The organism is Moraxella sp. Pampa, assembly GCF_035181385.1.
Lineage (GTDB): Bacteria > Pseudomonadota > Gammaproteobacteria > Pseudomonadales > Moraxellaceae > Moraxella.
Map to the genome: position 1 here is coordinate 598,906 of NZ_JAXCJK010000001.1, position 26,047 is coordinate 624,952.

23 protein-coding genes, 2 tRNA genes and 1 pseudogene are annotated in these 26,047 nt (G+C 40.5%); 14 read left to right on the forward strand and 12 right to left on the reverse strand.

Annotated features, from left to right (window positions below):
* Positions 1 to 90 precede the first annotated feature (90 nt).
* The 3 genes from R0123_RS02865 (at position 91) to metG (ending at position 3,357) form a co-directional block, all read left to right on the forward strand.
* Positions 91 to 738: a glutathione S-transferase N-terminal domain-containing protein gene (locus R0123_RS02865; RefSeq protein ID WP_323843035.1), complete on the forward strand. Its 648-nt coding sequence runs from the start codon at positions 91 to 93 to the stop codon at positions 736 to 738.
* 2 nt (positions 739 to 740) lie between these two features.
* A complete protein-coding gene (locus R0123_RS02870) occupies positions 741 to 1,136 on the forward strand; it encodes a stringent starvation protein B (RefSeq protein WP_323843036.1) in 396 nt (131 codons plus the stop codon).
* Between the two features lie 160 nt (positions 1,137 to 1,296).
* A complete protein-coding gene (metG, locus tag R0123_RS02875; RefSeq protein ID WP_323843037.1) occupies positions 1,297 to 3,357 on the forward strand; it encodes a methionine--tRNA ligase in 2,061 nt (686 codons plus the stop codon).
* 215 nt (positions 3,358 to 3,572) lie between these two features.
* On the opposite strand, the gene R0123_RS02880 is transcribed toward metG, so the two are convergent.
* From R0123_RS02880 to R0123_RS02895, 4 genes are all read right to left on the reverse strand, one after another.
* Positions 3,573 to 3,649, reverse strand: a tRNA-Asp gene (locus R0123_RS02880).
* A gap of 5 nt (positions 3,650 to 3,654) precedes the next feature.
* Positions 3,655 to 3,730: transfer RNA gene (locus R0123_RS02885), tRNA-Val, on the reverse strand.
* Between the two features lie 162 nt (positions 3,731 to 3,892).
* Positions 3,893 to 4,594 carry an N-acetylmuramate alpha-1-phosphate uridylyltransferase MurU gene (gene murU, locus R0123_RS02890; RefSeq protein WP_323843038.1) on the reverse strand — a complete coding sequence of 234 codons (702 nt, stop codon included), beginning with the start codon at positions 4,592 to 4,594 and terminating at the stop codon, positions 3,893 to 3,895.
* Positions 4,595 to 4,694: 100 nt separating this feature from the next.
* Positions 4,695 to 5,711: an aminoglycoside phosphotransferase family protein gene (locus tag R0123_RS02895; protein ID WP_323843039.1), complete on the reverse strand. Its 1,017-nt coding sequence runs from the start codon at positions 5,709 to 5,711 to the stop codon at positions 4,695 to 4,697.
* Between the two features lie 400 nt (positions 5,712 to 6,111).
* Between R0123_RS02895 and R0123_RS02900 the strand changes: the two genes are divergently transcribed.
* The 4 genes from R0123_RS02900 to htpX all read left to right on the forward strand — a co-directional run bounded on the left by R0123_RS02900 (position 6,112) and on the right by htpX (position 12,591).
* Complete coding sequence (locus R0123_RS02900; RefSeq protein ID WP_323843040.1) at positions 6,112 to 8,658, forward strand: LPS-assembly protein LptD; 2,547 nt, start codon at positions 6,112 to 6,114, stop codon at positions 8,656 to 8,658.
* A 231-nt stretch (positions 8,659 to 8,889) separates the two neighbouring features.
* Entirely contained in the window at positions 8,890 to 10,197 is a 1,308-nt protein-coding gene (locus R0123_RS02905; protein WP_323843041.1) for a peptidylprolyl isomerase, read from the forward strand.
* 435 nt (positions 10,198 to 10,632) lie between these two features.
* Entirely contained in the window at positions 10,633 to 11,388 is a 756-nt protein-coding gene (locus R0123_RS02910) for a lytic transglycosylase domain-containing protein (protein ID WP_323843042.1), read from the forward strand.
* 297 nt (positions 11,389 to 11,685) lie between these two features.
* A complete protein-coding gene (htpX, locus tag R0123_RS02915; protein ID WP_323843043.1) occupies positions 11,686 to 12,591 on the forward strand; it encodes a protease HtpX in 906 nt (301 codons plus the stop codon).
* A gap of 171 nt (positions 12,592 to 12,762) precedes the next feature.
* On the opposite strand, the gene R0123_RS02920 is transcribed toward htpX, so the two are convergent.
* From R0123_RS02920 to R0123_RS02930, 3 genes are all read right to left on the reverse strand, one after another.
* Entirely contained in the window at positions 12,763 to 13,596 is an 834-nt protein-coding gene (locus R0123_RS02920) for an ion transporter (RefSeq protein WP_323843044.1), read from the reverse strand.
* A 109-nt stretch (positions 13,597 to 13,705) separates the two neighbouring features.
* Entirely contained in the window at positions 13,706 to 14,251 is a 546-nt protein-coding gene (locus R0123_RS02925; protein WP_323843045.1) for an NADPH-dependent FMN reductase, read from the reverse strand.
* Positions 14,252 to 14,463: 212 nt separating this feature from the next.
* Entirely contained in the window at positions 14,464 to 15,153 is a 690-nt protein-coding gene (locus R0123_RS02930; protein ID WP_323843046.1) for a pirin family protein, read from the reverse strand.
* Between the two features lie 252 nt (positions 15,154 to 15,405).
* Here R0123_RS02930 and R0123_RS02935 point away from each other — a divergent pair, with 252 nt between their 5' ends.
* The 7 genes and pseudogenes from R0123_RS02935 to R0123_RS02965 all read left to right on the forward strand — a co-directional run.
* Complete coding sequence (locus tag R0123_RS02935; RefSeq protein WP_323841848.1) at positions 15,406 to 16,311, forward strand: LysR family transcriptional regulator; 906 nt, start codon at positions 15,406 to 15,408, stop codon at positions 16,309 to 16,311.
* A 223-nt stretch (positions 16,312 to 16,534) separates the two neighbouring features.
* Positions 16,535 to 17,284, forward strand: coding sequence for a YebC/PmpR family DNA-binding transcriptional regulator (locus tag R0123_RS02940; protein WP_323841847.1), 750 nt, complete (start codon positions 16,535 to 16,537; stop codon positions 17,282 to 17,284).
* 290 nt (positions 17,285 to 17,574) lie between these two features.
* Positions 17,575 to 19,113 (forward strand): threonine ammonia-lyase, biosynthetic, encoded by a 1,539-nt coding sequence (gene ilvA / locus R0123_RS02945; RefSeq protein ID WP_323843047.1) that lies wholly within the window; start codon positions 17,575 to 17,577, stop codon positions 19,111 to 19,113.
* A gap of 15 nt (positions 19,114 to 19,128) precedes the next feature.
* Positions 19,129 to 19,461: a hypothetical protein gene (locus R0123_RS02950; RefSeq protein ID WP_323843048.1), complete on the forward strand. Its 333-nt coding sequence runs from the start codon at positions 19,129 to 19,131 to the stop codon at positions 19,459 to 19,461.
* Positions 19,462 to 19,482: 21 nt separating this feature from the next.
* Entirely contained in the window at positions 19,483 to 20,001 is a 519-nt protein-coding gene (locus R0123_RS02955; protein ID WP_323843049.1) for a hypothetical protein, read from the forward strand.
* 251 nt (positions 20,002 to 20,252) lie between these two features.
* Entirely contained in the window at positions 20,253 to 20,495 is a 243-nt protein-coding gene (locus R0123_RS02960) for a DUF2798 domain-containing protein (RefSeq protein WP_323841843.1), read from the forward strand.
* 44 nt (positions 20,496 to 20,539) lie between these two features.
* A pseudogene (locus tag R0123_RS02965) lies at positions 20,540 to 20,941 on the forward strand (threonine ammonia-lyase, biosynthetic); the annotation flags it as partial.
* A gap of 126 nt (positions 20,942 to 21,067) precedes the next feature.
* Here R0123_RS02965 and R0123_RS02970 read toward each other — a convergent pair.
* From R0123_RS02970 to pstC, 5 genes are all read right to left on the reverse strand, one after another.
* Positions 21,068 to 22,390: an ATP-binding protein gene (locus tag R0123_RS02970; RefSeq protein ID WP_323843050.1), complete on the reverse strand. Its 1,323-nt coding sequence runs from the start codon at positions 22,388 to 22,390 to the stop codon at positions 21,068 to 21,070.
* The gene (gene phoB, locus R0123_RS02975) at positions 22,390 to 23,091 is read right to left on the reverse strand and encodes a phosphate regulon transcriptional regulator PhoB (RefSeq protein ID WP_323843051.1); all 702 of its coding nucleotides are present in this window, start codon (positions 23,089 to 23,091) and stop codon (positions 22,390 to 22,392) included. Before phoB ends, R0123_RS02970 begins: the two co-directional genes overlap by 1 nt.
* Positions 23,092 to 23,153: 62 nt before the next feature.
* A complete protein-coding gene (gene pstB, locus R0123_RS02980) occupies positions 23,154 to 23,933 on the reverse strand; it encodes a phosphate ABC transporter ATP-binding protein PstB (RefSeq protein WP_323841840.1) in 780 nt (259 codons plus the stop codon).
* Between the two features lie 149 nt (positions 23,934 to 24,082).
* Positions 24,083 to 24,889 (reverse strand): phosphate ABC transporter permease PstA, encoded by an 807-nt coding sequence (gene pstA, locus R0123_RS02985; protein ID WP_323843238.1) that lies wholly within the window; start codon positions 24,887 to 24,889, stop codon positions 24,083 to 24,085.
* Between the two features lie 201 nt (positions 24,890 to 25,090).
* Positions 25,091 to 26,032, reverse strand: a complete 942-nt coding sequence (gene pstC / locus R0123_RS02990; RefSeq protein WP_323843052.1) for a phosphate ABC transporter permease subunit PstC — start codon at positions 26,030 to 26,032, stop codon at positions 25,091 to 25,093.
* Positions 26,033 to 26,047: the final 15 nt, after the last annotated feature.

Sequence of the window (26,047 nt, forward strand, 5' to 3'; positions counted from 1 at the left end):
ACCATCAACCCCAATAAAATAAATAATTTTTAACACATAAACTCTAAAATTTGCTAAACTAGCAACCAATCTTTCAACTTTTTGCAATCTATGGCAGATTTTTCACATCTTCTACCGACACAATTTATCCTGTATGGTGATGATGGCTACGATAGCCATGTGGTACGCTTATTATTGGAAGAAAAACAGCTTTCTTATGAATTGGCATTGATTCAAGATGAACGACCAGAAGAGATTGCCGAATTAAATCCTTATGGCACCTTACCGATTTTAGTTGGTCGTGATATTACACTGTATGAATTAACTGTCATCTTTGAATACTTAGAAGAACGGCACGGTGCAGGAAAACTACTGCCCATCACCCCAAAAGAGCGGGCTAATGTGCGACAATTAGCATGGCGACTACAATCTGACTGGTTAAGACTTGGCAAAATCCTGCTCACCCACTCAGACAGCTTTGATAAACAATCCGCCTTGCGTGCCAAAAAATCGCTATCAGATTCGCTCATCACACTTTCACCAATTTTCACCAAACAAGAATATTTTTTGTCCGATGAATTTGGCTGGTGCGATGTTTTGCTGGCACCGCTATTATGGCGATTGCCTAGCATGAATATTAAGCTACCATCTGAACTTTGTAAACCCCTGATAGAATACCAAAAGCGATTATTTAACCGTTCAAGTTTTAAAAACAGTTTAAAATCCCTACCCAATTACCTTGATAAACACTCGGAGTAGCCATGTCTTTTACCCCAAAGCGACCCTACCTAATCCGTGCCATGCACGAATGGCTTGAAGATAACGAACTGACCGCTTATCTTATGATTGATGCAACACACGCTGATGTCGTTGCACCACTAGAATATGCCACAGACGGACGCCTAGTATTAGCTGCGTCTTATCAAGCCACCAAAGATTTATACATTAGTAATGACGCCATTTCATTCGCTGCACGCTTTGGTGGTGTTTCACAAGATGTATGGATTCCAATGCCAGCAGTGCTTGGTATTTATGCCAAAGAAAGCCCAAACGAAGGACATTTTTTTGACCCAAATGAATATGCCAATATTGACATCGTGCCAAAAACCGATCCAAAACAGCCATCAAAACATTCAGGTCTAAAATTTGTTGATTAAAATGATAAGTCAACAGATACATTTGAATCATAGGGATAAAAAATCAAGCCAAATCAAATATGGCTTGATTTTTTTGCGTGATTTTATGGTCAATTTACGATAAAATTATAAATATTCTTTAAATTAAATTCATATCTAAAATCCACGAAAAAGGTACACCATGACAGCTAAACGCCAAATTCTCGTAACTAATGCCCTGCCCTATGCCAATGGTTCAATCCACATGGGGCACTTATTAGGCTATATTCAAGCCGACATCTGGGTGCGTGCTATGCGTGCTATGGGTCATGATGTAATTTATGTCTGTGCTGATGATGCACATGGCACCGCCATCATGCTCAAAGCCCAAGATAATGGCGTTGACCCAGAAGAGCAAATAAAGAGCGTGCAAGTGGAACATGAACAGGATTTTTTAGGTTTTAATGTTGCCTTTGATCATTATGACAGCACGCATTCAATAACCAATCGCAAGCGTTCAGAAGAAATTTATCTTGCCAACAAAAAAGCAGGAAATATTTCCATTCGCCCTGTTACTCAACTTTTTGATCCTGAAAAACAGATGTTTTTATCCGACCGCTTCATCAAAGGCACCTGCCCTAAGTGTCAAAAAGACGATCAATATGGAGATTCTTGCGAATCTTGTGGCAGTACCTATAATGCCACCGAACTCATCAATCCACGCTCCACCCTAAGTGGTGCAACGCCCATAGAAAAATCATCTGACCATTACTTTTTCAAGCTACCAAACTTTACTAAATTTTTACAAAAATGGACACGAGATGAAGGTCGTCTGCCCATCTCCATCGCCAATAAATTAGACGAATGGTTTGAAGCAGGGCTTGCCGACTGGGACATCAGCCGAGATGCACCATATTTTGGCTTTAAGATTCCAGACACAGATGATAAATATTTTTATGTTTGGGTAGATGCTCCTGTTGGCTATATGGCAAGTTTTGAAAATTACATCAAACAAAATCGTAGCGACATCGCATTTGATGATTACTGGGGTAAAGACAGTACTGCCGAAGTATATCATTTTATCGGCAAAGATATCGTTTATTTCCATGCTCTGTTTTGGCCTGCCATGCTGAGCGGTGCAAACTATCGTACACCAACTCGCTTATTTGTGAATGGCTTTTTGACCGTTAATGGTGAAAAAATGAGCAAATCTCGTGGCACATTCATTAAAGCTGGGACTTACTTAAAGCACCTTAATCCTGAATATCTGCGTTATTATTTTGCCTCAAAATTATCCGATAAAGTAGAAGATTCTGATTTAAATCTTGATGATTTTATCGCCAAAATAAATTCCGATCTTGTTGGTAAAGTTGTGAACATTGCCAGTCGCTGTGCCAAGTTCATCAACACTCAATTTAATAATCAACTGTCTGCTCAATGTAGCGAGCCTCAACTTGTCAATAAATTTATTCAAGCTGGCGACAGCATCATGACCCACTACGAGAATCGTGAATTTAGCACCGCCATTCGTGAAATCATGGCATTGGCAGACATCGCCAACCAGTATATTGACGAACAAAAACCGTGGGCAATCGCTAAAACAAACCCCAATAGCATTGATGTTCAAAATGTCTGTTCGGTAGGGTTGAATCTATTCCACAAAATCATGGTCTACTTATCGCCTGTACTGCCAACTTTAGCAGAACAATCAAAAACATTCTTAAATGTAGCAACTCTTGATTTTAACACCCGCTTTGAGATTCTTACGCATTCTATTAATGAATTTACGCCATTAATGCAGCGCATCGATCCAAAGAAAGTACAAGCGATGATTGATGACTCTAAGGAAAATCTACAAACCAGCAAAACCAACAGCAACCAAAAGGCAAATAATATGCAAGACAAGATTTGTGATGATGAATTCATCAGTATTGATGACTTTGCCAAAGTAAAAATGAGTGTCGCTAAAGTCTTAGAATGCAACAAAGTAGAAGGGGCAGACAAACTTCTTCAGTTCACGCTTGATGTGGGCGATACAGACACAGATGGTAAGTGCAAAACTCGCAATGTGTTTAGCGGCATCGCTAAATTCTATCAACCAGAACAACTGCTTGGTAAAACTGTGATTTGCGTAACCAATCTTGCTCCACGCAAAATGAAATTTGGTGTCAGCGAAGGCATGATCTTATCTGCAGAAAAAGATGGACAGCTTTGTGTTGTACTATTGCCTGACGACATGGTAGCTGGGGCGGTTTTGGCATAACCCAATATATCATAAAAAAAACAGGGTCAGACACCCTGTTTTTTATTAATTTTAGTTGTTTAATATCAGCAGTTTAAAAAACAATTGTCTTTATTTGAGGTTTAAAAGCCTTTTAAGCATATGGCAATTTTAATGAAAAAATTAAAATAAAAAAAACCCCAAGACAGGGGAGACTTGGGGATAAAAAGTGAAACTACAAGAGCTCACTATAAAAATGGCGCAGCGGACGGGACTCGAACCCGCGACCCCCGGCGTGACAGGCCGGTATTCTAACCAACTGAACTACCGCTGCGAACATGGTGGGCGGTAACGGATTCGAACCGCTGACCCTCTGCTTGTAAGGCAGACGCTCTACCAACTGAGCTAACCGCCCATGTTCTTTTAACTCATCAAATGCAGTAACTTAAATATTTATTTGACTAATATTAATTTTACTGTGTTTGTTTGTTGTGGTGCGTATTATATAGATTTTTAAGATGGTGTCAAATACTTTTTTATCTAACTGTTTAAAATATTTTATAGGTTGTTGATTTTGTTATATATTTTTTGCATATTCATTAATGTATGCCAAGCGTTCAACCGTACCGACATCTATCCATTTTTGAGTCATTAGTTCACCAGTAACCAAATCATCCATCATCGCTGATTTGAGTAAAGGTGCAAGCGGAGCAACCTCACCTACTGTAATATCACAAACAATCTTTGGCGACAATATGCTTAAACCTGCAAATGTGTAGCTTGACCAATCATCATTTTTAAGCCCCACCCTACTACCATCAAACAAAAAATCGCCAGTTGGATGATAATCAGGGTTGTCCACCAGTACCAAATGGGCCAGATTATCTTGCAAATCATGGTTAATCAACTGACCAAAATCATACTCTGTCCATACATCACCATTAACCAAGATGAACGGCTCATCATCAAGCAATCCGTTAGCCAAAGCGTATTTAATCCCACCCGCCGTCTCTAATGGCTCAATAAGCCCGCTTTCATCAGATATGTGCAAATTAACACCAAGTGACATTGCTGTGAGTGCTTGAATGATTTGTTGCCCAAGATAGCCTACATTGATGACAATGTCCGTCACTCCTGCATCACGCAACCGTTGTATGTGCCAAACAATGAGAGGCTTATCTGCCACAAGAACAAGTGGCTTGGGTGTATGCAGTGTCAATGGACGCATGCGAGTTCCTTTGCCAGCCGCCAAAATCATTGCCTGAGTAATTTTTGTCATTTTTTACTGTCCTTTTTTGTATTTTTTGGCAAAAAATTGTTTATAAAAAAGGTGAAAATAATACTTTTGGCCGATACTTTCATCGCCAAGATGACTTCAATCAACCAAATTTGGCATAATAAGATGGTAACACCTTGGTTTTGAGCCAATCATAAAAGGGTTGTACCGCCACTTCGCCGTGTGCAATCAGCCAATCAAGCTCGCCTAATAAATCACGCATGACTTTTGGCACATTGACCAAATAACGATCTTTGCCATCTCTTTGCAATAGACGAATGAATATGCCCAAAACTTTTAAATGACGCTGAACACCCATGATGTTTACCTCTTTGGTAAAGTCATCAAGGCTGATACTCAGCTCTTTTAGTAAATGAAATTCACCGATTTTTGCATCAACCCAATGCTCATCAAAATTGATATAAGCATCTCGCACAAGGCTAACCAAATCATAAGTATAAGCACCAATCAGTGCATCTTGAAAGTCAATCACACCAAGTGCATCACTGCCCTTGTCCGCCATTAAATTGCGACTGTGATAGTCCCGATGCACAACAACTTTTGGTTGAGTGGCAATTTTATCAAGCAGATGGCTTTTAAAATCCTGCCAAATTTGCATTGCCTCATCGGTCATCTTGACACCAACATAAGGCAAGAACCACTCATCAAACAAGTCCATTTCATCGGACAACTTAGCATCATCATAAGCTGGCAAATCAACCTCAATTGGTAGGGTTTGTAGTTCTTTGAGGGTTTGTAGTGCCTGAGTGTAATAAGCATCGATATTGTTTGCGTCATCACCAATCAGATGAGCAAACTCTACCGTACCAAAGTCTTGCAGTAGTAAAAAACCAAGTGCTGTATCTTGTGCAATAATGTCTGGCACATTCACCGCCATCGTCATGATATTAGCCACTTTCACAAACTCTACCACACTTTCTTTGTCGGGCGGTGCGTCCATCAACAGATAAGTAACCAATTCGCCTTTATCATTCATATTAGGCAAATAAATGCGATGATAACGGCGAAAACTGGCGTCTCCTGCCAAACTTTCAACCCTAAAACCAGTAGCGAGATTGGCATTTAAAAATGCCATCATTTCATCATGTCTAGTCATCATAATAATCCTTAAAACAGCCAATTTGTGATCATTTAGCCCATCATCATTTAACAAACTTCTTGCAACATTATAAAAATCCACAAAACTATTAGCACCAAACCTACCTATGGGTTGGTTTTATTTAGGTCCAATAAGCTTAGGGGTAAAACCGATTTTTATAAGAGGTCTGATCTGATTTAATGGCAGATTAATGCCAATTTTATCATGTTTCTTAACATCAGTGGGTCTAATATCACATAAAATCAAGACAGACCCCAAGCACATGAAAATCTTATAAAATTTTTTTTAAAAAATAGTGTAAAATAACGATCATTATAACAAATCAACAAAGGTCTTGGCTGTGAATGTAAAACCACGCAACCCTATTTACACAATGCAACACAAAAAACCATGCCTGACCATGAGCATTTGCATGGTGTTATTTGGTGCCAGTTTGCCATCAAACAGTGTCTTAGCACAAACCATTAAAACCACGACTAACCACGACCAAAAAAGCACCAGCCTTGCAAAATTAGCAAGTTATTACCACCCCAAACCAAACACAGATGCACGCTGTCAAGGCGTATGGATACACCCAAACCAAAGTCAAATCAAATCAAATCTCACCAAAGAATTGGGGGCAAGTGGCATAGCCAATCAAGACAGTCAAGCAAAAAATACCTATTATGCCCAATCCGACTATGGCTATTATGATAATGATGAATATGCCGAGCTGTCTGGCAATGTCATCTTAGAACAAAATGGCCAACAAATATCTGCAGACAAGATTACTTTTAACCCAAAAACAGGTGAATCAAGTGCCAAGGGTCAGGTGATTTTTGGTAATGACCTTGCCAATTCCATACACAACAATCAAAACCCAAATCAAAATGACATGACAGGCAATAAGATAAATGCCGATATGGGCATCATCGGCGTGGCAAACGAGCTTAACTACAATGCCAAGACCCAAACCGCCAATGCTCAAGATGTTGCTTTTGCCAGCACAACCATCGGTGCACATGGTTATGCCAAGCAAATGCAAAAAGTGAACGATCATCAATACAAAATGAATGAGGTCATGTTTACTACCTGCCCACCAACTGAACACAAATGGCATCTAGATGCCAAGAGCATTGAGTTTGACACTCAAACAGGGCGTGGTATTGCTAAAAATAGCACTCTAAAAATTAAAGATGTACCAGTTTTTTATTTGCCCTATTTTAATTTTCCTATTGATGACCGCCGTGTTAGTGGATTTTTACTGCCAAATATTGGACTGAATTTATCAGACGGTCTGCAAATGACCACGCCTTATTATCTAAACCTTGCACCAAATTTTGATGCAACACTAAGTCCTACAATATTTAGTAACCGTAATCCAATGTTAGGTGTAAAATTTCGTTATTTGACCAAACAATACGGTTCTGGCGTTTTAGATGCCGTCTATTTACCCAACGATCGCAAGCAAAACAACAAAAACCGCCACCATCTATTTTTTAATCATGAGTGGCACGCCAAAGACATCAAGAACCTTACCGCTTATGCCACCTATCGCCATGTTTCAGACAGCAACTATCTGACTGATTTTGACAAATTGGGACTTGAAAATAATCCGCTGAATCTGCCACGCCGTCTTGGGGTTGATTACTATAACGAGTATTTATCAGCAGATTTACGCATAGAGACCTTTCAAACACTACAAGGCAGACACAATGACGGCACACCCATTCAGGACAAAGACAAACCGTACTCTCGCCTGCCACAACTTGCGGTGAATTTCACTTTGCCAAAATCAGACACCCAAACAGGTAAACGCTGGAAAATCCCAAGTGCGCTTGATCGCTTTGACATCACAGCGTTACACAATCTGGGTTATTTTAAAAAATCCATTCGTGATGAATCTCAAGCCGAAAAAAGTGGCATACGAATGTATAATAAGATTGTTGCCAGCTATCCCATGCTAAAAGATTGGGGCTATTTTACACCAAAGCTTAGCCTACACCATCTGTACGCATCATATGACCAAGACAGTCTGACCATGCAAAATATTAACAAGGCAAATGGTAGATATTCGGTATTTGCACCACAAATCAGTCTAGACATGGCGACATTTTTTGAAAAATCAGGGTCGCCTTTTGGTTGGTTTGATGATACATGGGGTGGTCATCAGGTATTATCCCCACGCCTAAAATACAATCATACGCCCTATAAAGACCAAAGCAATATTCCAAACTTTGAAACCTCATTTGCTGCCATCAGCTACGATCAGCTTTTATCAGATTCTTGGTTTTTAGGTTATGATCGCATTCAAGATTTGCACGCCATTACACCCGCCATCAGTTATCGTTATATGGATAAAAATGGTGTGGTGCGTTTTGATGGTGGGATAGCACAACAATTTTATCTTAGCAAATTTAAAGTTCGCATTGATGACGATCAACAACACAATAAAGACAGCTCTGGCATGGCATGGAAAATCAGTGCCCAACCCACGAGTAGCTTATGGATAGATGCGAGCGGTTCACTCACACACCATCATCAACCAAATCATTTTATCACCCAATTGCGTTACCAACCAAATAAGCAAAGCTTGTACAGCATTGGCATGATTGATCGCAAACAAAACCGTGCACTCGGACAATTACCCTTACAAGCCTACACCGCATCAGCAATTTTTCCAGTTAATCATCACTGGCGTATCGTCAGTCAAGCCCAATACGACCAACGCAACAACCGTTTGCTTGATGCACTGATTGGGATTAATTATGAAGATTGTTGTTATGGTTTTTCTATTTATGCACGCCGTCATCGCAACAGTCTAAATCCAAATATCAAGGCCAACAACACCATCATGGCAGAGATTCGTCTTAATGGCATCACTAATGGCGGTCGTTTAAACCGCTTGATGAGCGACAAGGTGGTTGGATATGACACCACGCAAGATGCGTGGCAACAAGCATATTGAATGTTTTTTATTCATACTGATTAATGGTTACTTAAATACCAACTTAATTCAGCCATGACCAAACAGCCAAACCTCATCAATCAAACGATAAGACAAAAAAGATTGTGATGGTTTTGTGATGAGTATTTGACGACTTAGATGGCAAATGCTACACTTAGCCTCATGGATTAATACGATTTTTTAATAACAACTCATCAGTGATAAATTCATTGATTTTTTTAAGGAACTTTCATGCAAAGTAAATTTTTGATTCACCCTCTATTGGTAGCTCTGCTGACCATTGGTACACTTGGTACGATGAATGTTGCCACTGCCAGTATTAATACCACCCAAAGCACCGATGGTATTGTTGCTACGGTCAATGACGACATCATCTTAAAAAGTGAATTAACCGCTGCAACCACGAGGCTTGCCGCTGAATACCAAGCCAACAATATTAATGCCACGCCAGCACAGATTCAGCGTGCCGCTTTAGACAATTTGATCACACGCAAATTACAACTTGGTATCATCAATCGAATGGGTGTAACGCCCAACGAAGCGGTGATTGACCAACAAATGCTACAAATTGCTCAATCACAAGGCTTTAACTCACTGGCAGAATTACAAACAGTTTTAGATAATAGCCAAAAGGGTAGTTATGCCGCTTTGCGTAATCAGCTCATCGAAGATGCCGCTATTGGTGCTCTTTGGCAACATCAGTTGTCTGGTAGAGTGCATATCAGCGACCAAGAAGTTGCAGCCTTCTTAAATTCACCAGAGGCCGCCAACATCACACAACCTCAATATCATCTCATTCATATTCGCATACCCTACCAAGCCAATACCAATGGCAAAGATGACAACAAAGCACAAAAAATGGTCGAGCAAGTTGTTGTTGCCTTGCAAAATAATGAATCACTAGATGATATACTTAATAATACCAAAGATTATGAACCAAAATTACAAGGTGCCGAGACAGGTCTTGTGAATCAAGAGGCTTTGCCAGAATATATCAAAGAGCAAGTCAGTACACTGCCAGTAGGTGGCATAACTGGCATCAATACCGCAACAGGCATTGATATATTAAAGCTGGTTGAAAAAAATGAAGGTCGTATGCTCATTTCAGAATGGCAAACCAGCCATATCTTAGCTGGTGTTAATGAAACACAAAATAACGCCGTGGCAGAACAAAAAATCAATGCTCTGTATGCTGAACTTCAAAGAGGCGCGAACTTTGCCGAGCTTGCTGCCAATTATTCAGATGATACAGGTTCAGCACAACAGTATGGTAGCCTAGGCTGGGTGGGTACAGGTCAGATGGTTCCTGAATTTGAAGCGGTCATGAAAAACACCAAAGCAGGCAACTACTCACTACCATTTCGCTCACAGTTTGGTTGGCATATTCTAAAAGTAGATAATGTTCGTCAGCGAGATATCACCAAAGAATATCGCAAAAATGTCGCTCGTGAGATGATTTTTAATCGCATTGCGCCACAAGCTCAAGAGGACTGGATTCAAGAGATGCGTGCAGCAGCACACATTGAGATTTTTGAATAATCTTATCCTTAGTAGCTAATCCTTAAAAAAATAATAAAAGACGCCCATAAGCGTCTTTTATTATTCCAATCCATTGTTTCTAAAAAGTAAAAATAGCCAATTGACAGTTTATTTTGGTAAATATTTTATCAATCATACATCAAAAAATTCATCACAAAAAAAACTCACCTGCCTTGTTTTTAGTTAAATCATACCCATATTCATCACCAAAGCTTATCAATCATTCACCAGCCCAATTCTTACTAAACACTTAACACCGCTGCCAAACTACTGATAAGTTTTGCCCAAATGGTTACCAATAATCAACAAATTAAGCAGAATTGTCTACATTAAGTCTGTGCTATAATACAAAAAAATTGAATACACATGACTTACAAAAAAAATTTCTTCTGCATTCTTTATATTGATGACACAACATTACAACAAAACATAATTATGAAAAAAGTTACTGCATTACCACTACTTCTTCTGACTGTACTTACTTCATCGATGGCCGCCCAAATCATTGATAACAGACTATTAACGACAATAACAACAATGAATCAAGACAGTGGCAACAACCATCATGATACCGACATTTATTTTGACATCAAAGTCAGCACACCACCAACGCCCATCATTTATAGCCAAAATATTGATGACACGAACAACCACTATGACGCACTTATTGTGCAGTCAGCAACTCGTCATGGTGTAGATCCTGCACTTGTTAAAGCAATCATTCATACCGAATCATCATTTAATCCTCGTGCCGTCTCGCCTGCTGGTGCACAAGGTTTAATGCAACTCATGCCCAGCACAGCACAGACCATGGGTGTGAATGACACCTTTGACCCAGCACAAAATATTGAAGGCGGTGTGAAATATTTAGCATGGCTTGGTCAAAGGTTTTCCAACCAAGACCATGTTATTGCCGCCTACAATGCAGGTCATGTCCATGTGCGTCGCCATGATGGCATTCCACCATTTGCTGAGACACGCAATTATGTACGCAAGGTCAATAGTCGCTATCAGACGCTGTATGTTAATGATAATAACCTAAAACGCTCAAATCATCAGTTGGCAATGAATGCAGATACGCAGATTAAAGCTCTGTCAAGACAAATCATTACCAACACTCCGCCAAAAACTCCGATACTCTCAAAAATGACTGATAAAATTGACATCAGCTCAAGCTACCTATTCAATTAAGATACATCAAGACAAACATATCAACAAATCACCATATATTGCGTTGGTTTTTATCTATATCCACCAATTGATGATGCAATAAGGCCATTTGGCAGATGTCAAGATTGATACAGGATTTTGTTATTTTTTTTGTGCAGATGATTGACCAAGGTCTTTTATTTTTTAGATTTATCTTTATAATATCAATCATAATGACATTAATCAGATTTTTTTATGAAAACCTGACTTTTGATTCATTCACATATTCAACCACACAACTTGTTCATCTGAACGAATTTTTAAAAGGAAAATCAGCCCATGATGCGAATTGGTTTGTTCTTATTAACCAACATAGCGGTTTTGGTCGTATTTAGTATTGTATTTGGCGTTTTGTCAAGCGTGTTTGGCTTAGGTGGCGTACATGGTGCCAATGGCTTAAATTATACCAGCCTTGCCGTCATGTGCCTACTATACGGCATGATTGGCTCTATCATCTCACTATTTTTATCAAAGTGGATGGCAAAAAAATCCACAGGCACCGTCATCATTAAAACCCCACATAATGGCACAGAGCAATGGTTGGTTGATACTGTCGCCAAACAAGCCTCGCTAGCTGGTATCGGTATGCCAGAAGTGGGTATTTTTGACAATCCACAACCAAATGCCTTTGCAACTGGCTGGAATAAAAACAACGCCTTAGTCGCTGTATCCACAGGACTGCTACACACCATGACTGCCGAAGAAGTTGAGGCGGTACTGGCACACGAAATCGGTCATGTAGCAAATGGCGATATGGTAACGCTTGCACTCATTCAAGGCGTGGTCAATGCCTTTGTGATGTTTTTTGCACGCATTATTGGCAACTTTGTGGATAGAGCCATCTTTCGCAATGAAAGCGACAGCCCTGGCATTGGCTATTTTGTTACAAGCATCGTGATGGATATTTTACTTGGCATCTTAGCAAGTGCCATTGTCATGTGGTTTTCTCGCCTGCGTGAATATCGTGCCGATGAAATGGGTGCACGCCTTGCAGGTCGTGATAATATGATTGCTGCATTAAATGCCCTACGCCCTGCTGAGGCTCGCCCAGATCAAATGCCAGAAAGCATGAAAGCTTTTGCAATTTCAAGCGGTCAATCGCAAAGTTTTAGCATTGCCAGTCTTTTTCGTAGCCACCCCACACTTGATGATCGCATCGCATCATTACAAAAATTGCCAAGCTGACTAAGTCACTCATCAAAATCAGCTTTTTAATTAGCATCATAAAAACCTTGCTCTCGTACAAGAGCAAGGTTTTTTAATCAACATCTGGTTAGCAAGTTTTAATCAATTCAAGGTTACTTTCATAACGCTCAACCTTTTTGATTTTTTTGTCATTATCATCAATTCATACCATCAGACATGCAAATCATGTCCACAGCGGTCGCAAAACTTTGCTCCTGTGGCGTGTCCAAATTTACCACAATTAGGACAACTGATCGGTTGTAATTGCGGTCGCATGGTACGAGTTAATTCTGCCGTAAACACCCCTGTTGGTACAGCAATAATCGCATAACCTGCTATCATCACCATACTAGCAATCGCTTGCCCCATGGGTGTTTTTGGCGATATGTCCCCATAGCCAACGGTCGTCATCGTAACAATCGCCCAGTAGATAGACAACGGAATGCTGGTAAAGCCATTTTCAGGCCCCTCAACAATGTACAGCACCGAACCAAAAATAGTTACCAACAGCAAAAGCGATAGGAAAAAGACAATAATCTTATGCTGAGAGGTCTTAAAAGCAGCTGCCAAAAAACCCGCTTGGTGCATGTACGACTTTAATTTAAAAACCCTAAAAATTCGTAAAATTCGTAAAATCCGCACTACCAAAAGATACTGTGTACCCACAAAAAACAAACTCAAATAAGTTGGCAATAAAGCAAGCAAATCCACAACCCCAAAAAACGATAAAACATATCGCTTGCGATTGGGCGATGAATACACCCTTAATAAGTATTCAATGGTAAATAAAACTGTAAAAAACCATTCTGCATATAAAAATAACTTTCCGTATTGCAATCTTAAATAAAGCACGCTGTCAAGCATGACTATAAGCACACTCGCCAAAATACCAACAAGCAATGCAATATCAAAGAGTTTGCCACCTTTGGTATCCGTACCTTCGATGATGACATGAATACGCTCTTTTAGGAGATGGGTTTTATGATAAGGGCGGATTAAACGCATTGATTTTCTTGTTTTTTAAGGTTGGCATATTTTAGCCCAAAACCACAAAAAAAACCACCAGCCAATGAATTTGGCAGGTGGTTTTTAGGTAGACTTAGTACTTTATCGCTTAAAATTTTGCCATAAACTCATCAAAGGCACTCATAAAGCCCTGCAAAGTGTTTTTGGCTTGTTCGCTGACAAGCTCGCCATTGTCGTCAAACGCCCCTGCAAAAATACCACCAATCACCCCTGCAAACGGACACACGGGCATATTGATATAAGTACCGCTGGCAATCACACGCAAAGCGTCCACCGCACGGTTGCTACCGCTGGCGTTGGCACTGGCAAGCCCCAAAGGTTTGCCAATCCACAGGCTTTGACCTGCTGGACGAGAGATGACATCAATGGCGTTTTTTATCATCGCTGAATAACTGCCATTGTGTTCTGGCGTTACCCAAATCACACCGTCCGCTTGTTTGATAGCATCTCTGACACGGGTATAAGCAGGCACATCTTGGGTGTCCAAATCACGGTCATACAAAGGCAAATCGCCAATATCCACCAAGGTTAATTGCAAAGACGGTGGGGCAATTTTTTGTAAATGCTTGGCAAGCCGTTGATTGACAGAAGTTTGGCTTTTTGAACCAACCAAAACAGCAATATGTTTTGTCATCGCTTTTCTCTCTTTAAAAAGTAGTCTTTAAAGTAATCTTAAAAAAAATTAACTTTAAAATCGGTTAAAGTTTGGTTTTTGGGTATTGTGTGATTGATTTTAACAAATAAACGGTTATTTACAAAAACCCAATTTTCATTAAAAACAATCACATTTGGCCTTAAATCGCTTAATTGACTTTAAACTGCCTAATTTAGCGTAAATCAAACAATTTAGCGTAAATCAAACAACAAAAACTCACAGTCGCTGTCTGCCACCACATCACAAGCACAAAGTTCGCCCATCGCCACGCCATCGCCTTGATGCAGGGCATTGCCATTGATGCTCAAATCGCCTTTGACCATTTGTAGCCAGTAGTGGCGGTTTTGATTGAGTAAAATATTGTCTTTGTCGTCTTTGGTGTATTGATACCGCCACAGCTTGGCATCTTGATAGACCTTAAACGAGCCGTCATCGCCATTGGGCGACAAAATCAGCGTACCGCCTTGTTTGTCGTCAAAGCGTTTTTGGTCGTATCTGGGGGCGATGCCAAATTCATTGGGCTGTATCCAAATTTGCAATAGGTGCAAGGTTTGGCTATCGCTTGGGTTAAATTCTGAATGGGTAACACCTGTGCCTGCCGACATTATCTGAAATTCGCCTGCCACAAAGTCTTTGACATTACCCATACTGTCTTTGTGAGTAATCGCTCCTGCCAGCACATAGGTCAAAATCTCCATATCCTTGTGTGGGTGCGTACCAAAGCCCATTGTCGGTGCGACACGGTCTTCATTGATAACTCTTAGGTCAGAAAACCCCATAAAATCAGGGTCATAATACTGCCCAAAAGAAAAGCTGTGGCGAGCGTCCAGCCAGCCGTGATTGGCACGCCCACGCTCACAAGACTTTCTGATATAAAGCATTTTAACTTCTCGCATTCATTGTAGATTGTGTGAATTATAAAGTTTTTTTATTAATCATTAAATAGTCATTATAGATAAAACTTATCCATATATGGCACAATGAATAGGCATAAATCAAAATACAGCCGTATTTTAAGATTTGAACTATTTTTTGCAAAAATTTTATCATTGAATAGGCATGGTATGAAGCTTTTTTATTATTCAATAAATGGCTATAATAAAGAATATTTATCTGTATGTAGAATAATCATTATGCAATATTTGGAACAAATGGCATTATTTGTAGCAGTCATTAAAAACAAAAGTTTTAGCAAAACTGCTCAAAATCTAAATATCCCACAATCTACTTTATCTCGCAAAATCAATGAATTAGAAAATCATCTTGGCTTAAAACTCATTCACCGCACCACACGAAAATTGGAACTCACCGAAGCAGGGCAGTTTTATTTTGAACGAGCGGTGGCGATTGTGGAGGAAACCGAACGCACCCATCAAGCGATGAACGGCCTGAAAATAGAACCAAAGGGTGTGTTAAAACTGTCAGTCAATAATGAAATTGCTGATTGGCTGATGACGATTTTACCCAAATTTCATCAAAAATACCCCATGATTCAGCTACATATTGATGTATCTGCTCACAAAACTGACCTTTTGACAGGGGGTGTGGATATGGTGATACGGGCTGGCACACCCAAAGAAGGTCATTACATCGTCCACCCATTGACCCACACCGCCTTAAATTTATTTGCTGCCCAAAGTTATCTAGACACATTTGGCATACCCAAAACGCCTGATGAGCTGACCGAGCACTATGGATTGGCATTTATGGGTGTGTCGTCTTGGACATTGTCCTGCGGTACCAAAACACTAAACACCCACCCCAAAATGCTCTATCACTCCAATAGTTTTCGTTTGCTTGGCGGGCTTGCTAGGCAAGGACTTGGACTGGCATTATTACCAAACATCACTAATAATACAGACCTTGTGCAGGTACTGCCTGACTGGCAAGGTGAGTCTGTGCCGATTGTGATTTTGACCGCCACACGACTTTTGCCAATTAAAGTGCGTTATATGATTGATTTTTTGAAAGAAAATATTGAACAACTAAAAATATTTGGTCAGAATATTGATAGAAAAAATTTTACAACTGTTGCGTAACACACCAATTTCGTTTCAATTTTTATTTTTAAGGAAACATTATAGCAGGTCATAGCAAATGGGCGAACATCAAACACAAAAAAAAGCCAAACAAGCCTTGGACAGCAAAACCGCCAAATTACGAAGAAATAGACTATAAAAACACAGCGTGCCTTAGATATTGGCAAATTCATTGAAAAATTGTATAATAAACTATTTTATTTTAGCAAAATATAGGTGCATTATGGCAGGTCATAGCAAATGGGCGAACATCAAACACAGAAAAGCCAAACAAGACGCCGCAAAGGGCAAAATTTTTACCAAAATCATTCGTGAGATTGTCTCGGCAAGTAAAGCAGGCGACCCAGACCCCAACGCCAACCCCCGCCTGCGTGCCGTGCTAGAAAAAGCCAATGCCGCCAATATGACCAAAGATGTCATCAAGCGCGCCATTGAGCGTGGGCAAGGCGGTGGCGAGGGCGACAATGTCCAAGAAATCACCTACGAAGGCTATGGCGTGGGCGGTGTGGCGGTGATTGTGGAGACGATGACCGACAATGTCAATCGCACGGTAGGCGAGGTTCGCCACGCATTTAGTAAGCACGGTGGCAATCTTGGCACGAGTGGTTCGGTGGCGTATTTGTTTAGTAAGCGTGGCGAGATTGTCTTTAATGACACAAGCCTTGAAGACAAAGTGATGGAGATTGCCTTAGAAGCTGGGGCAAGCGATATTGAAAATGACGGGATAAGCCTACTTGTGATTACCGAACCCAACGATTTTGGGGCGGTGGTGGACGCTTTGGCAAATGCAGGACTCAAAGCCGACAGTATGGAGGTTACGATGTCGCCGTCTACGACCGCCGATATTGATAACCTTGACGATGCCCAGCGTGTGCTAAAAATGATTGATATGCTTGAAGATTTGGACGATGTGCAAGAAGTCTATACCAATGTCAATTTTAGCGATGATGTGATGCAAGCACTGGATGCGTGATTTGTTGCGGTGATGATTGATTGGCTGTGATAAATACAAATTGTCATAGCCAATTTTTGTTTGTAAAAATTCACAAAAATACACCAAGCCATTATTTAAGCCCAATATGGGTCTATCAAATATTCTAGACCCACCAAAAAGCCATTTACATCATTGTTGCTCAAAAAAGTACAACATTCAACACTGTTTTGGCTTGGCAGATTTATCACAACCAAACACCATCAAAAACCAAATACACTGTTAGCCATTCTAATCAAGCCAAGCCTTGATGATTGATATTTAGGAAAATTATGCTCACCCCTACCCTACACGCCATATTGCAAGCCACTGTTTATGAAGTGGCACACACCACACCGCTTGACAAAGCCCACAAATTAAGCGAGCGACTGGGCTGTGATATTCGTCTCAAACGAGAGGATTTACAGCCTGTGTTTAGCTTTAAATTGCGTGGGGCGTACAACAAAATCAGCCAACTTAGCGATGATGAAAAATCAAAAGGCGTCATTTGTGCGTCTGCGGGCAACCACGCCCAAGGGGTGGCGTTTTCGGCACACAAATTGGGGCTTAAAAATTTGATTGTGATGCCCAAAACCACCCCAGACATCAAGGTGCAAGCGGTCAAGGCGTTGGGCGGACAGGTGCTTTTGCACGGCGATAGCTTTGATGATGCCAACCGCTTTGCCCAAACGCTGGCACAACAAGACGGTATGACCTACATCGCCCCCTATGACGACCCCCTTGTGATTGCAGGGCAAGGCACGGTGGGGCTAGAATTGGTTCAGCAGTGGCGTGCGGTGGAATATGTGTTTGTGGCGACAGGCGGTGGCGGACTTTTGGCAGGGGTGGCAGCGTATTTGGGTGCGGTCGCCCCCCACATCAAAGTCGTGGCGGTAGAGCCTGATGGCGCAAGCTGTCTTAAAGTCGCCCTTGACAATGGCAAACCTGTCAAATTGCCCCAAGTGTCCTTGTTTGCCGATGGCGTGGCGGTGGCACAAATTGGCACAAAACCCTTTGAAATCATCAATTTAACCAAATCAAACGGCTTGGGCAAATTGATAGAAAACGAGGTGGTTACCTGCACCAATGACGAGATTTGTGCTGCCATCAAGGACATTTTTGAGGAAAACCGTGCCATTGTAGAAACGGCAGGGGCGTTGGCGGTGGCAGGCATGAAAAAATTCATCAAAAGCCACAAATTACAAAACAAAAACTGCATTGCCATCATTTCAGGGGCGAACATCAACTTTGACCGCTTGCGTTATGTGGCCGAACGCACCGAAATTGGCGAAAACAAAGAGGCGATTTTTGCGGTCAAATTGCCCGAACAAACAGGGGCATTTTTGGATTTTTGTCGTGTGTTACAAGGGCGTAACATCACCGAGTTCAATTACCGTTTGGACGCCACCAACCCAAGCACCGCCCAAGTGTTTGTCGGTGTTGCCCTAAAAGAGGGGCAAAACGAGCGTGCCACGATTGCCAAGCGACTGGGCGAAGGCGGTTATGAGGCTTATGATTTGACGGACGATGAAACCGCCAAAACCCACATTCGCTATTTGATTGGTGGACACGGTAGGCTGGCTGATGAAAAGCTGTTTCGAGTGATGTTTCCAGAACGCCCCAACGCCCTGCTTCATTTTTTGGAAAAATTGGGACAAGATTTTAACATCAGCTTGTTTCATTATCGCAATCACGGAGCGGCTGAGGGGCGTGTGTTGGTGGGCTTGCAAGCGAGTGGCTCATCTGGGCAGATTGTGGATGCACTCACCCACATTGGCTATGAATGCGAGGATTTGAGCGATAATTTGGGTTATCAGGTGTTTTTGAAATAAAAAATAGACTGCAAGATGAATGAAACAAAACAAATCGCCAAACTTGTCATTAAGCTCTTTGTCGTTGGTATAATGATAGTGCTAATGGATAATTATATCCCTAAGCGTGATTATCATACAATAGACCGTATCGTTTTAATTGCATTGATATTGATTGGCATATTTTTGCTGTTTTTAAATGGTAAAATCAATCAGATTGCCTACTTTTTATTGGTTTATATTTTGTATCCGCTTTTGTTTTCTTTTGCACTCTTTAAAACTTGGCATTTTTTCATCATAATGAGTACCACATTGACTATTATGAATATTGAACAAATCATTGGTTTTTTAAAAACTGTTAAAAAATAAAAGGGAGCGATAAGGATAACAATGCAATTATCACAGACCACCAAAGTCGCCACCAAAACCACTGTGATGCCAAAACACATCGCCAGCGACTGTGTCAAATTTTATAAAATCGCCTATCGCTTGCGTTATTTTGTATGGGTAGCATTGCCTATTATTTTTTATATCCTATGGCAAATAGATGAAAAGTTTTTAAGAATGTGGGGCTTATGGATTTTTATCACGCTGATAATCCAAAAAGGCCTACCCATCAACCAAACCATTTTAAAATTTTGTGAAACAGTCAGCGATACACCCACTCATCTTGTGGTTACCCAAAATAGCACAAAAATTTGCGTAGATTATGATAATATTCAACGCGTTGATTATCTGTTTGGGTGGGGGTGGCTTAATTGTTATTATGTCAAAATTACCCTAAAAACGCCTTGGCAGATTGGCAATCATATTTATTTTGTCGCTTGGCAGGATATTAACAACCGACAAAAAAGCAGTGAAACTTTGGCGTGGATTGACAGGCTACAAACCATCATCAATAAAAATTGACAATGCACTGCTTATTTTGGTATAAAGTAGCACTTTTTATCACAAATCAATTATTTATTTTTTATGCAAACACCACCAAACCCACCAAACAAAGTCCGTAGAGCCTTACAAAAATTTAAAGACGGTTTTTAGTATATTTAGTAATGCTTGTCTATTTGGTAAAATGTGATAAAATAATTGGCTTTTTTGATAAAAACCAAACTTTTATTTATCAAAATTATCATTAAATAAAAATAATTTTAGGTTGTACAATGAAAAAATTACCCGCCAAAGCCCTAAAATTTGCTTTTCCTTTTGTTTTGTCGCTTATGATGAGCGGGGTCATTTCGCTTGTCAATGTTGTACGCATTGTTGGTTTTCACGATGGGTTACTTTCTCGCTGGCTTTTGGCGTGGGCGATTTCTTGGGCGATTGCCTTTCCGACCGTGTTTGTTGTGATGCCCATTGCTCGCAAAGTGGTGGGGCTTTTTGTTGAGATGCCCCCTACCGCATAGGATTTTTTTGTTTTATTTTAAAGAGTAAAAAAATACTACCAAATTCTATTTTGGATTTTTGTCGCAAATTAGAAGGGCGAAACATTACCGAGTTTAATTACAGACTGGACAAAAGCCGTCCTGATGTCGCCCAAGTGTTTGTGGGCGTGGCACTAAAAGACGCCTGTGAGCGGACGCACATTGTCAATCACTTAAACGACACAGGCTATCCTTCGTTTGATTTGACCGACGATGAAATTGCCAAAACGCACATTCGCTATTTGATTGGCGGACACGCACGCTTGGCGGACGAAAAGCTGTTTCGGGTGGTGTTTCCTGAACGCCCCAACGCTCTTTTGCATTTTTTGGAGAAATTGGGGCAAGATATTGTGGACGCACTGACCGATATTGGCTATGATTGCGAAGAGCTGACCGACAATTTGGGGTATCAGGTGTTTTTAAAGTAACATTCAAGCAAGCTAAAAAAAACAAAAAAGACAGGCTTAACAGTTTGTCTTTCTTACTCATTTTTTGGTCAAACCTAGACAAATACACTTGGTAAGCCTTATGAGTTAAGTTTGGCAAATATCAATCTAATTGCTCCGACCGTTCAGCAAATTTTTAATCGGCATCACCACTTTAAAAATACTACCGACATTTTTTTGACTATCAATCTGCAACACACCACCATAATGGGCAATGGCGTGTTTGGCGATGGCAAGCCCAAGTCCACTACCGCCTGTCTTACGACTTCTGCCCTTATCTACTCGATAAAATCTCTCAGTCAAATGCACCAGATGTTCGCCATCAATACCCTCACCATCATCCTTAACAAAAAAGACAATTTCTTTATCTATTGACAGATGAATATCAATGTTTGTGCCACTGTCGGTGTGGCGAATGGCATTAAAGATGAGATTGCTAAACACACTATACAGCTCTTTTTGCATACCATCAACCCAGATGTCAGGAGCGATGTTAGCATGAATATGATGTGTTTTACCAAGCATTAATGCCTCTTGATAAATACTAATCATCATGTCAGACAGATTGACAGGCACAGTATCCTCTGGTGGTTTTTCTTCATTTTCTAAGCGAGAGAGTGTTAAAAGTCCCTCTATGAGATCAAGCATTCGTGCGGATTCTTTTTGCATTAAGCCCACAAACTCAAGCTGTAAATTACGGTCAAGCTCATGATCATTCAGCATTTCCAAAAACCCTTGAATCACAGTCAAAGGCGTGCGAAGTTCATGGCTAACATTGGCAATGAAGTTATTTTTGGAAATGTTTAGTTTTTCGTTGGCACTGACATCATGAGCAATGAGCATGGTGGCGTTTGATTCTATGGGAATTAAGGTAATTTGTAGCGTTGTTTGACCTAAGGTTAGCTTGGTTTTGATGTCTTGTTTGGGGTTTTGTGGCTGGGTGAGCTTAGCATGGTGATTGTCCAAAAAGTCAGAAAAACCCTCATCATTCACCTGCTCTTTAAAAGACAATTTAAGGTTATCTGGGCGAAAATATTGTATCGCCCTCTCGTTTTGCCATTCAATCCGCCCTTTTTTATTTAGGATAATCACCGCACTTGGGAAACCTGCGATGATGCGGTTTAGCCTTTGTACTTCAAGAGTCAGTCGCTCTTTATGCCTATCTTGGCGATTTTGATTTTCAAAGATTTTATCAAAGATCACTTGCCAGCCACCAAACTCACGCCCTGTACGCCCACCTGATAAGGTAATGGGCTGTTTGGTGTCAGTCATCAACCATTTGCTAAGGCGTGATAAATTAATGCTATGATACACACCCCATAAGCCCAGCACCACACACGCAAGTGATAAGCCTAGCACCTTGTCTGCCAACATACAGCCAAATACCAAGGCAAACAAAGCAAAACCAATAGCAAAAATACACTGCCACATCAAGCGTTACCACCCTTATCATCAAAAGCATAGCCTACGCCACGCACTGTCTGCACATAGTCAGCCACACCACCTATCTCAAGCTCACGCCTTAACCGCCTGATATGCACATCAACCGTGCGTTCCTCAATAAAAATATGGTCGCCCCACACAAGGTCAAGCAGCTCTGTACGGCTATAAATCCGTCCTGTATGCGTCATAAAAAAATGCAAGAGTTTAAATTCGGTCGGTCCAAAGTGAATGGTCGTACCGTCCACAACAGCAGTGCGGTCAACAGGATTTAGCACAAGTTTACCCACCTTGACCGTATGATCGGTCTTGTGTGGTGTACGGCGGCGTAAGAGTGCTTTAATACGAGCAATCAGCTCTCGTGGACTAAATGGCTTGGTGATGTAATCATCTGCCCCCATACCCAACCCCAACTCCATATCCGCCTCCTCACCTCGTGCGGTCAGCATAATGATGGGTAAGTCTTTGGTGCGTGTGTCTGTGCGTAGTACTTGGGCAAATTCTACACCCGAAATCCCTCCAAGCATCCAATCAAGTAGCACCACATCAGGCAGTTTATCATTGATGATTTGCTGTGCCTCCTCGGCACTTTGACTTAAAATCACCTCAAATCCTGCCTGCTCCAAAGCAAACTGTATCAGTCTTTGGATAGGCAATTCGTCCTCAACAACCAGTATGTTTGGCATCATCATTCCCTATGGATAATATACAAAGATATTATAAAACGAAGTCCACCTTGTAATCTAGCCAAAATTTAGCCAAATTTTCCTGTGATATAGTCATGCGTAGCTTTGACATTAGGCTCGCTAAACATCATTTTAGTATCACCAATTTCCACAAGCTCACCTAGATACATATAAGCGGTGCGGTCAGAGACTCTTGCTGCTTGTTGCATATTATGTGTTACAATGGCGATTGTATAATCATGCTTTAATTCCCCAATCAGCTCTTCAATATAGCCTGTTGATATTGGGTCAAGGGCAGAGGTTGGTTCATCAAGCAATAACACCTCTGGTCGGCATGCCACTGCACGAGCAATACATAACCGTTGCTGCTGACCGCCTGACAATGAATTACCTGATTGTTTTAACTTATCCTTCACTTCATTCCACAAAGCCGATTTTTTGAGTGCCCACTCAACTCGCTCATTCATTTCATCTTTGCTTAATTTTTCGTAGAGTTTTACCCCAAAGGCAACATTGTCATAAATAGACATTGGAAAAGGAGTTGGCTTTTGAAAAACCATACCAACTTTGGCACGAAGTAAATTGACATCGGTATGATCATCTAAAATATTCATACCATCAAGTAAAATTTTACCTTCTGTACGGCTTTCATTGTAAAGGTCATACATACGGTTAAAACTTCTAAGCAAAGTAGATTTACCACAACCAGATGGTCCAATAAAAGCAGTAACTTTTTTGTTTAAAATATCTAAATTGATGTTTTTTAGGGCATGAAAATTACCATAATAAAAATTAAAATCTTGCACACTGATTTTAACAGTAGGTAATGTATTTGGTGAATCTAGCATTTTTTTAATCTCAAAAGTTTGGTTAAAAATGAGTAATCATCAATAAATTTTACAGTCAATGTAAAATGTAGAAGCAAATCACAACACTTGTACAGTCTTTACTTAATTTTTTGGTTACATCAACAAATCATTTATAAAGCCATCATCGATTAAGTTTTAGACTGAATCAATCTTGCTACAATGTTGGTAAACAAGACAGTAAGAGCAATCAAAAGAGCTGCTGTCCATGCCAGTGTATGCCAATCATCATATGGACTCATTGCAAATTGGTAAATGACATTCGGTAGATTTGCCATAGGGGCTGACATATCAGTGCTGAAAAATTGGTTATTTAAAGCAGTAAATAGTAAGGGGGCGGTTTCACCAGAAATGCGGGCAAAACTTAATAACACCCCTGTTACCACACCTGTTTTAGCGGCTTTTAGCGTTACCATTAATACCAATTTATACTTAGGTGTGCCAAGTGCAAAAGCTGCTTCTCTTAGGCTATCAGGGACAAGCCTTAGCATATTCTCGGTTGTTCTTACCACCACAGGAATGACAAGAAGCGACAATGCCAAAGAACCCGCCCAACCTGAAAAATTGCCCATTGGCACAACAATGAGACCATAAATAAACAGACCAATCACAATAGACGGTGCGGACAGTAGAATGTCATTTAAAAATCTAGTAACAGTAGCAAGTCGACTATCTCGCCCAAATTCTGCCAAATAAATACCACACAAAATCCCAATCGGTGTACCAATCAACAGTCCACTTAGGCTAATCAAAAGACTGCCAACAATGGCATTTTTTAGACCACCAAACATCATTGGTGGTGGGGTATTTTGAGTAAAAATATGACTACCAAGCCCTGTAACGCCTTCATAAAATAAAGTATAAAAAATCCAGCCCAACCAAAACAGCCCAAAACTCATCGCAAAATAACAAAACCATAAAGAGGTACGATTTAGCATTCTACGGCGTGCATAAATGGCATTACTGCGTGTTTTATTGACTGATTTTTGTAGCGTTTCGCTAAGATCACTTAGACCATCAAAGCTACTTAGAGGACTTTTGTTTTGCACTTGTATTTGCATGATATTTTCCTAAAATAAGATTTTAATAACATTTTTTTGACTACAGAGTGAAGCACTTGTCTGATAAATTTTGGTAAATTATTTATTAACCTTACCAAGCATTAGCTTTGAAACGCACAGCACAATAAAGGTAATCACAAACAAAATCAGACCTAAAAATAGTAGCGATGAGATGTGCATGGGATCAATAGCTTCAGCAAATTCATTGGCAAGGGCTGAAGTAATAGACACGCCAGAGCTGAATAAATCAAGGCTAAGATTAAAAGTATTGCCAATAATGAAAGTTACCGCCATCGTCTCACCCAAAGCACGCCCAAGCCCTAAGATGATTCCACCAACCATACCCATTTTCGTGTAAGGCAAAACAATATTTTTGATGACTTCCCAACGGGTCGCCCCAAGCCCATAGGCAGATTCTTTGAGCATGGGTGGCACAATCTCAAACACATCACGCATCACAGAGGCAATGAATGGAATAATCATTATCGCCAAAATTAGTCCTGCCGCCAAGATACCAATCCCCATTGGCACACCTTTAAAAAAATTATCCAAGACAGGGATTTTCCCAACAGTGGTGGCAAGGCTTGGTTGAATGTATTTGGCAAAAATCGGTGCAAAAACAAACAAACCCCACATGCCATAAATGATAGAGGGAATGCCTGCAAGTAGCTCAATGCAAATACCAAGTGGCTTTTTTAGCCATTTTGGGCAAAGCTCTGTTAAAAAAGTTGCAATACCAAAACTAACAGGTGTAGCGATAGCAAGAGCAATTACCGAGGTTACAATCGTACCATAAATCGGAGCCAAAGCCCCATATTCACCAGAGATCACATTCCATTCATTAGAGCTTAAAAAACCAAGACCAAACTGCTGAATACTTGGCATCGCTCCATAGATAAGACCAGTTAAAATACCAGCCAATATAAGCAGTACAAATACCACAAACAGGCGAGTTATTCCCACAAAAGCCTTATCTAGTCGGTGCTGATTTTTTAATTTTTTACTTAATACTGTATCCATAATAAACCTGATTGG

Coding starts and splice junctions, on each gene's coding strand:
- R0123_RS02865 (WP_323843035.1), top strand. CDS start 91: ATGGCAGATTTTTCACATCTTCTACCGACACAATTTATCCTGTATGGT.
- R0123_RS02870 (WP_323843036.1), top strand. CDS start 741: ATGTCTTTTACCCCAAAGCGACCCTACCTAATCCGTGCCATGCACGAA.
- metG (WP_323843037.1), top strand. CDS start 1,297: ATGACAGCTAAACGCCAAATTCTCGTAACTAATGCCCTGCCCTATGCC.
- murU (WP_323843038.1), bottom strand. CDS start 4,594: ATGACAAAAATTACTCAGGCAATGATTTTGGCGGCTGGCAAAGGAACT.
- R0123_RS02895 (WP_323843039.1), bottom strand. CDS start 5,711: ATGATGACTAGACATGATGAAATGATGGCATTTTTAAATGCCAATCTC.
- R0123_RS02900 (WP_323843040.1), top strand. CDS start 6,112: ATGAGCATTTGCATGGTGTTATTTGGTGCCAGTTTGCCATCAAACAGT.
- R0123_RS02905 (WP_323843041.1), top strand. CDS start 8,890: ATGCAAAGTAAATTTTTGATTCACCCTCTATTGGTAGCTCTGCTGACC.
- R0123_RS02910 (WP_323843042.1), top strand. CDS start 10,633: ATGAAAAAAGTTACTGCATTACCACTACTTCTTCTGACTGTACTTACT.
- htpX (WP_323843043.1), top strand. CDS start 11,686: ATGATGCGAATTGGTTTGTTCTTATTAACCAACATAGCGGTTTTGGTC.
- R0123_RS02920 (WP_323843044.1), bottom strand. CDS start 13,596: ATGCGTTTAATCCGCCCTTATCATAAAACCCATCTCCTAAAAGAGCGT.
- R0123_RS02925 (WP_323843045.1), bottom strand. CDS start 14,251: ATGACAAAACATATTGCTGTTTTGGTTGGTTCAAAAAGCCAAACTTCT.
- R0123_RS02930 (WP_323843046.1), bottom strand. CDS start 15,153: ATGCTTTATATCAGAAAGTCTTGTGAGCGTGGGCGTGCCAATCACGGC.
- R0123_RS02935 (WP_323841848.1), top strand. CDS start 15,406: ATGCAATATTTGGAACAAATGGCATTATTTGTAGCAGTCATTAAAAAC.
- R0123_RS02940 (WP_323841847.1), top strand. CDS start 16,535: ATGGCAGGTCATAGCAAATGGGCGAACATCAAACACAGAAAAGCCAAA.
- ilvA (WP_323843047.1), top strand. CDS start 17,575: ATGCTCACCCCTACCCTACACGCCATATTGCAAGCCACTGTTTATGAA.
- R0123_RS02950 (WP_323843048.1), top strand. CDS start 19,129: ATGAATGAAACAAAACAAATCGCCAAACTTGTCATTAAGCTCTTTGTC.
- R0123_RS02955 (WP_323843049.1), top strand. CDS start 19,483: ATGCAATTATCACAGACCACCAAAGTCGCCACCAAAACCACTGTGATG.
- R0123_RS02960 (WP_323841843.1), top strand. CDS start 20,253: ATGAAAAAATTACCCGCCAAAGCCCTAAAATTTGCTTTTCCTTTTGTT.
- R0123_RS02970 (WP_323843050.1), bottom strand. CDS start 22,390: ATGTGGCAGTGTATTTTTGCTATTGGTTTTGCTTTGTTTGCCTTGGTA.
- phoB (WP_323843051.1), bottom strand. CDS start 23,091: ATGATGATGCCAAACATACTGGTTGTTGAGGACGAATTGCCTATCCAA.
- pstB (WP_323841840.1), bottom strand. CDS start 23,933: ATGCTAGATTCACCAAATACATTACCTACTGTTAAAATCAGTGTGCAA.
- pstA (WP_323843238.1), bottom strand. CDS start 24,889: ATGCTAAATCGTACCTCTTTATGGTTTTGTTATTTTGCGATGAGTTTT.
- pstC (WP_323843052.1), bottom strand. CDS start 26,032: ATGGATACAGTATTAAGTAAAAAATTAAAAAATCAGCACCGACTAGAT.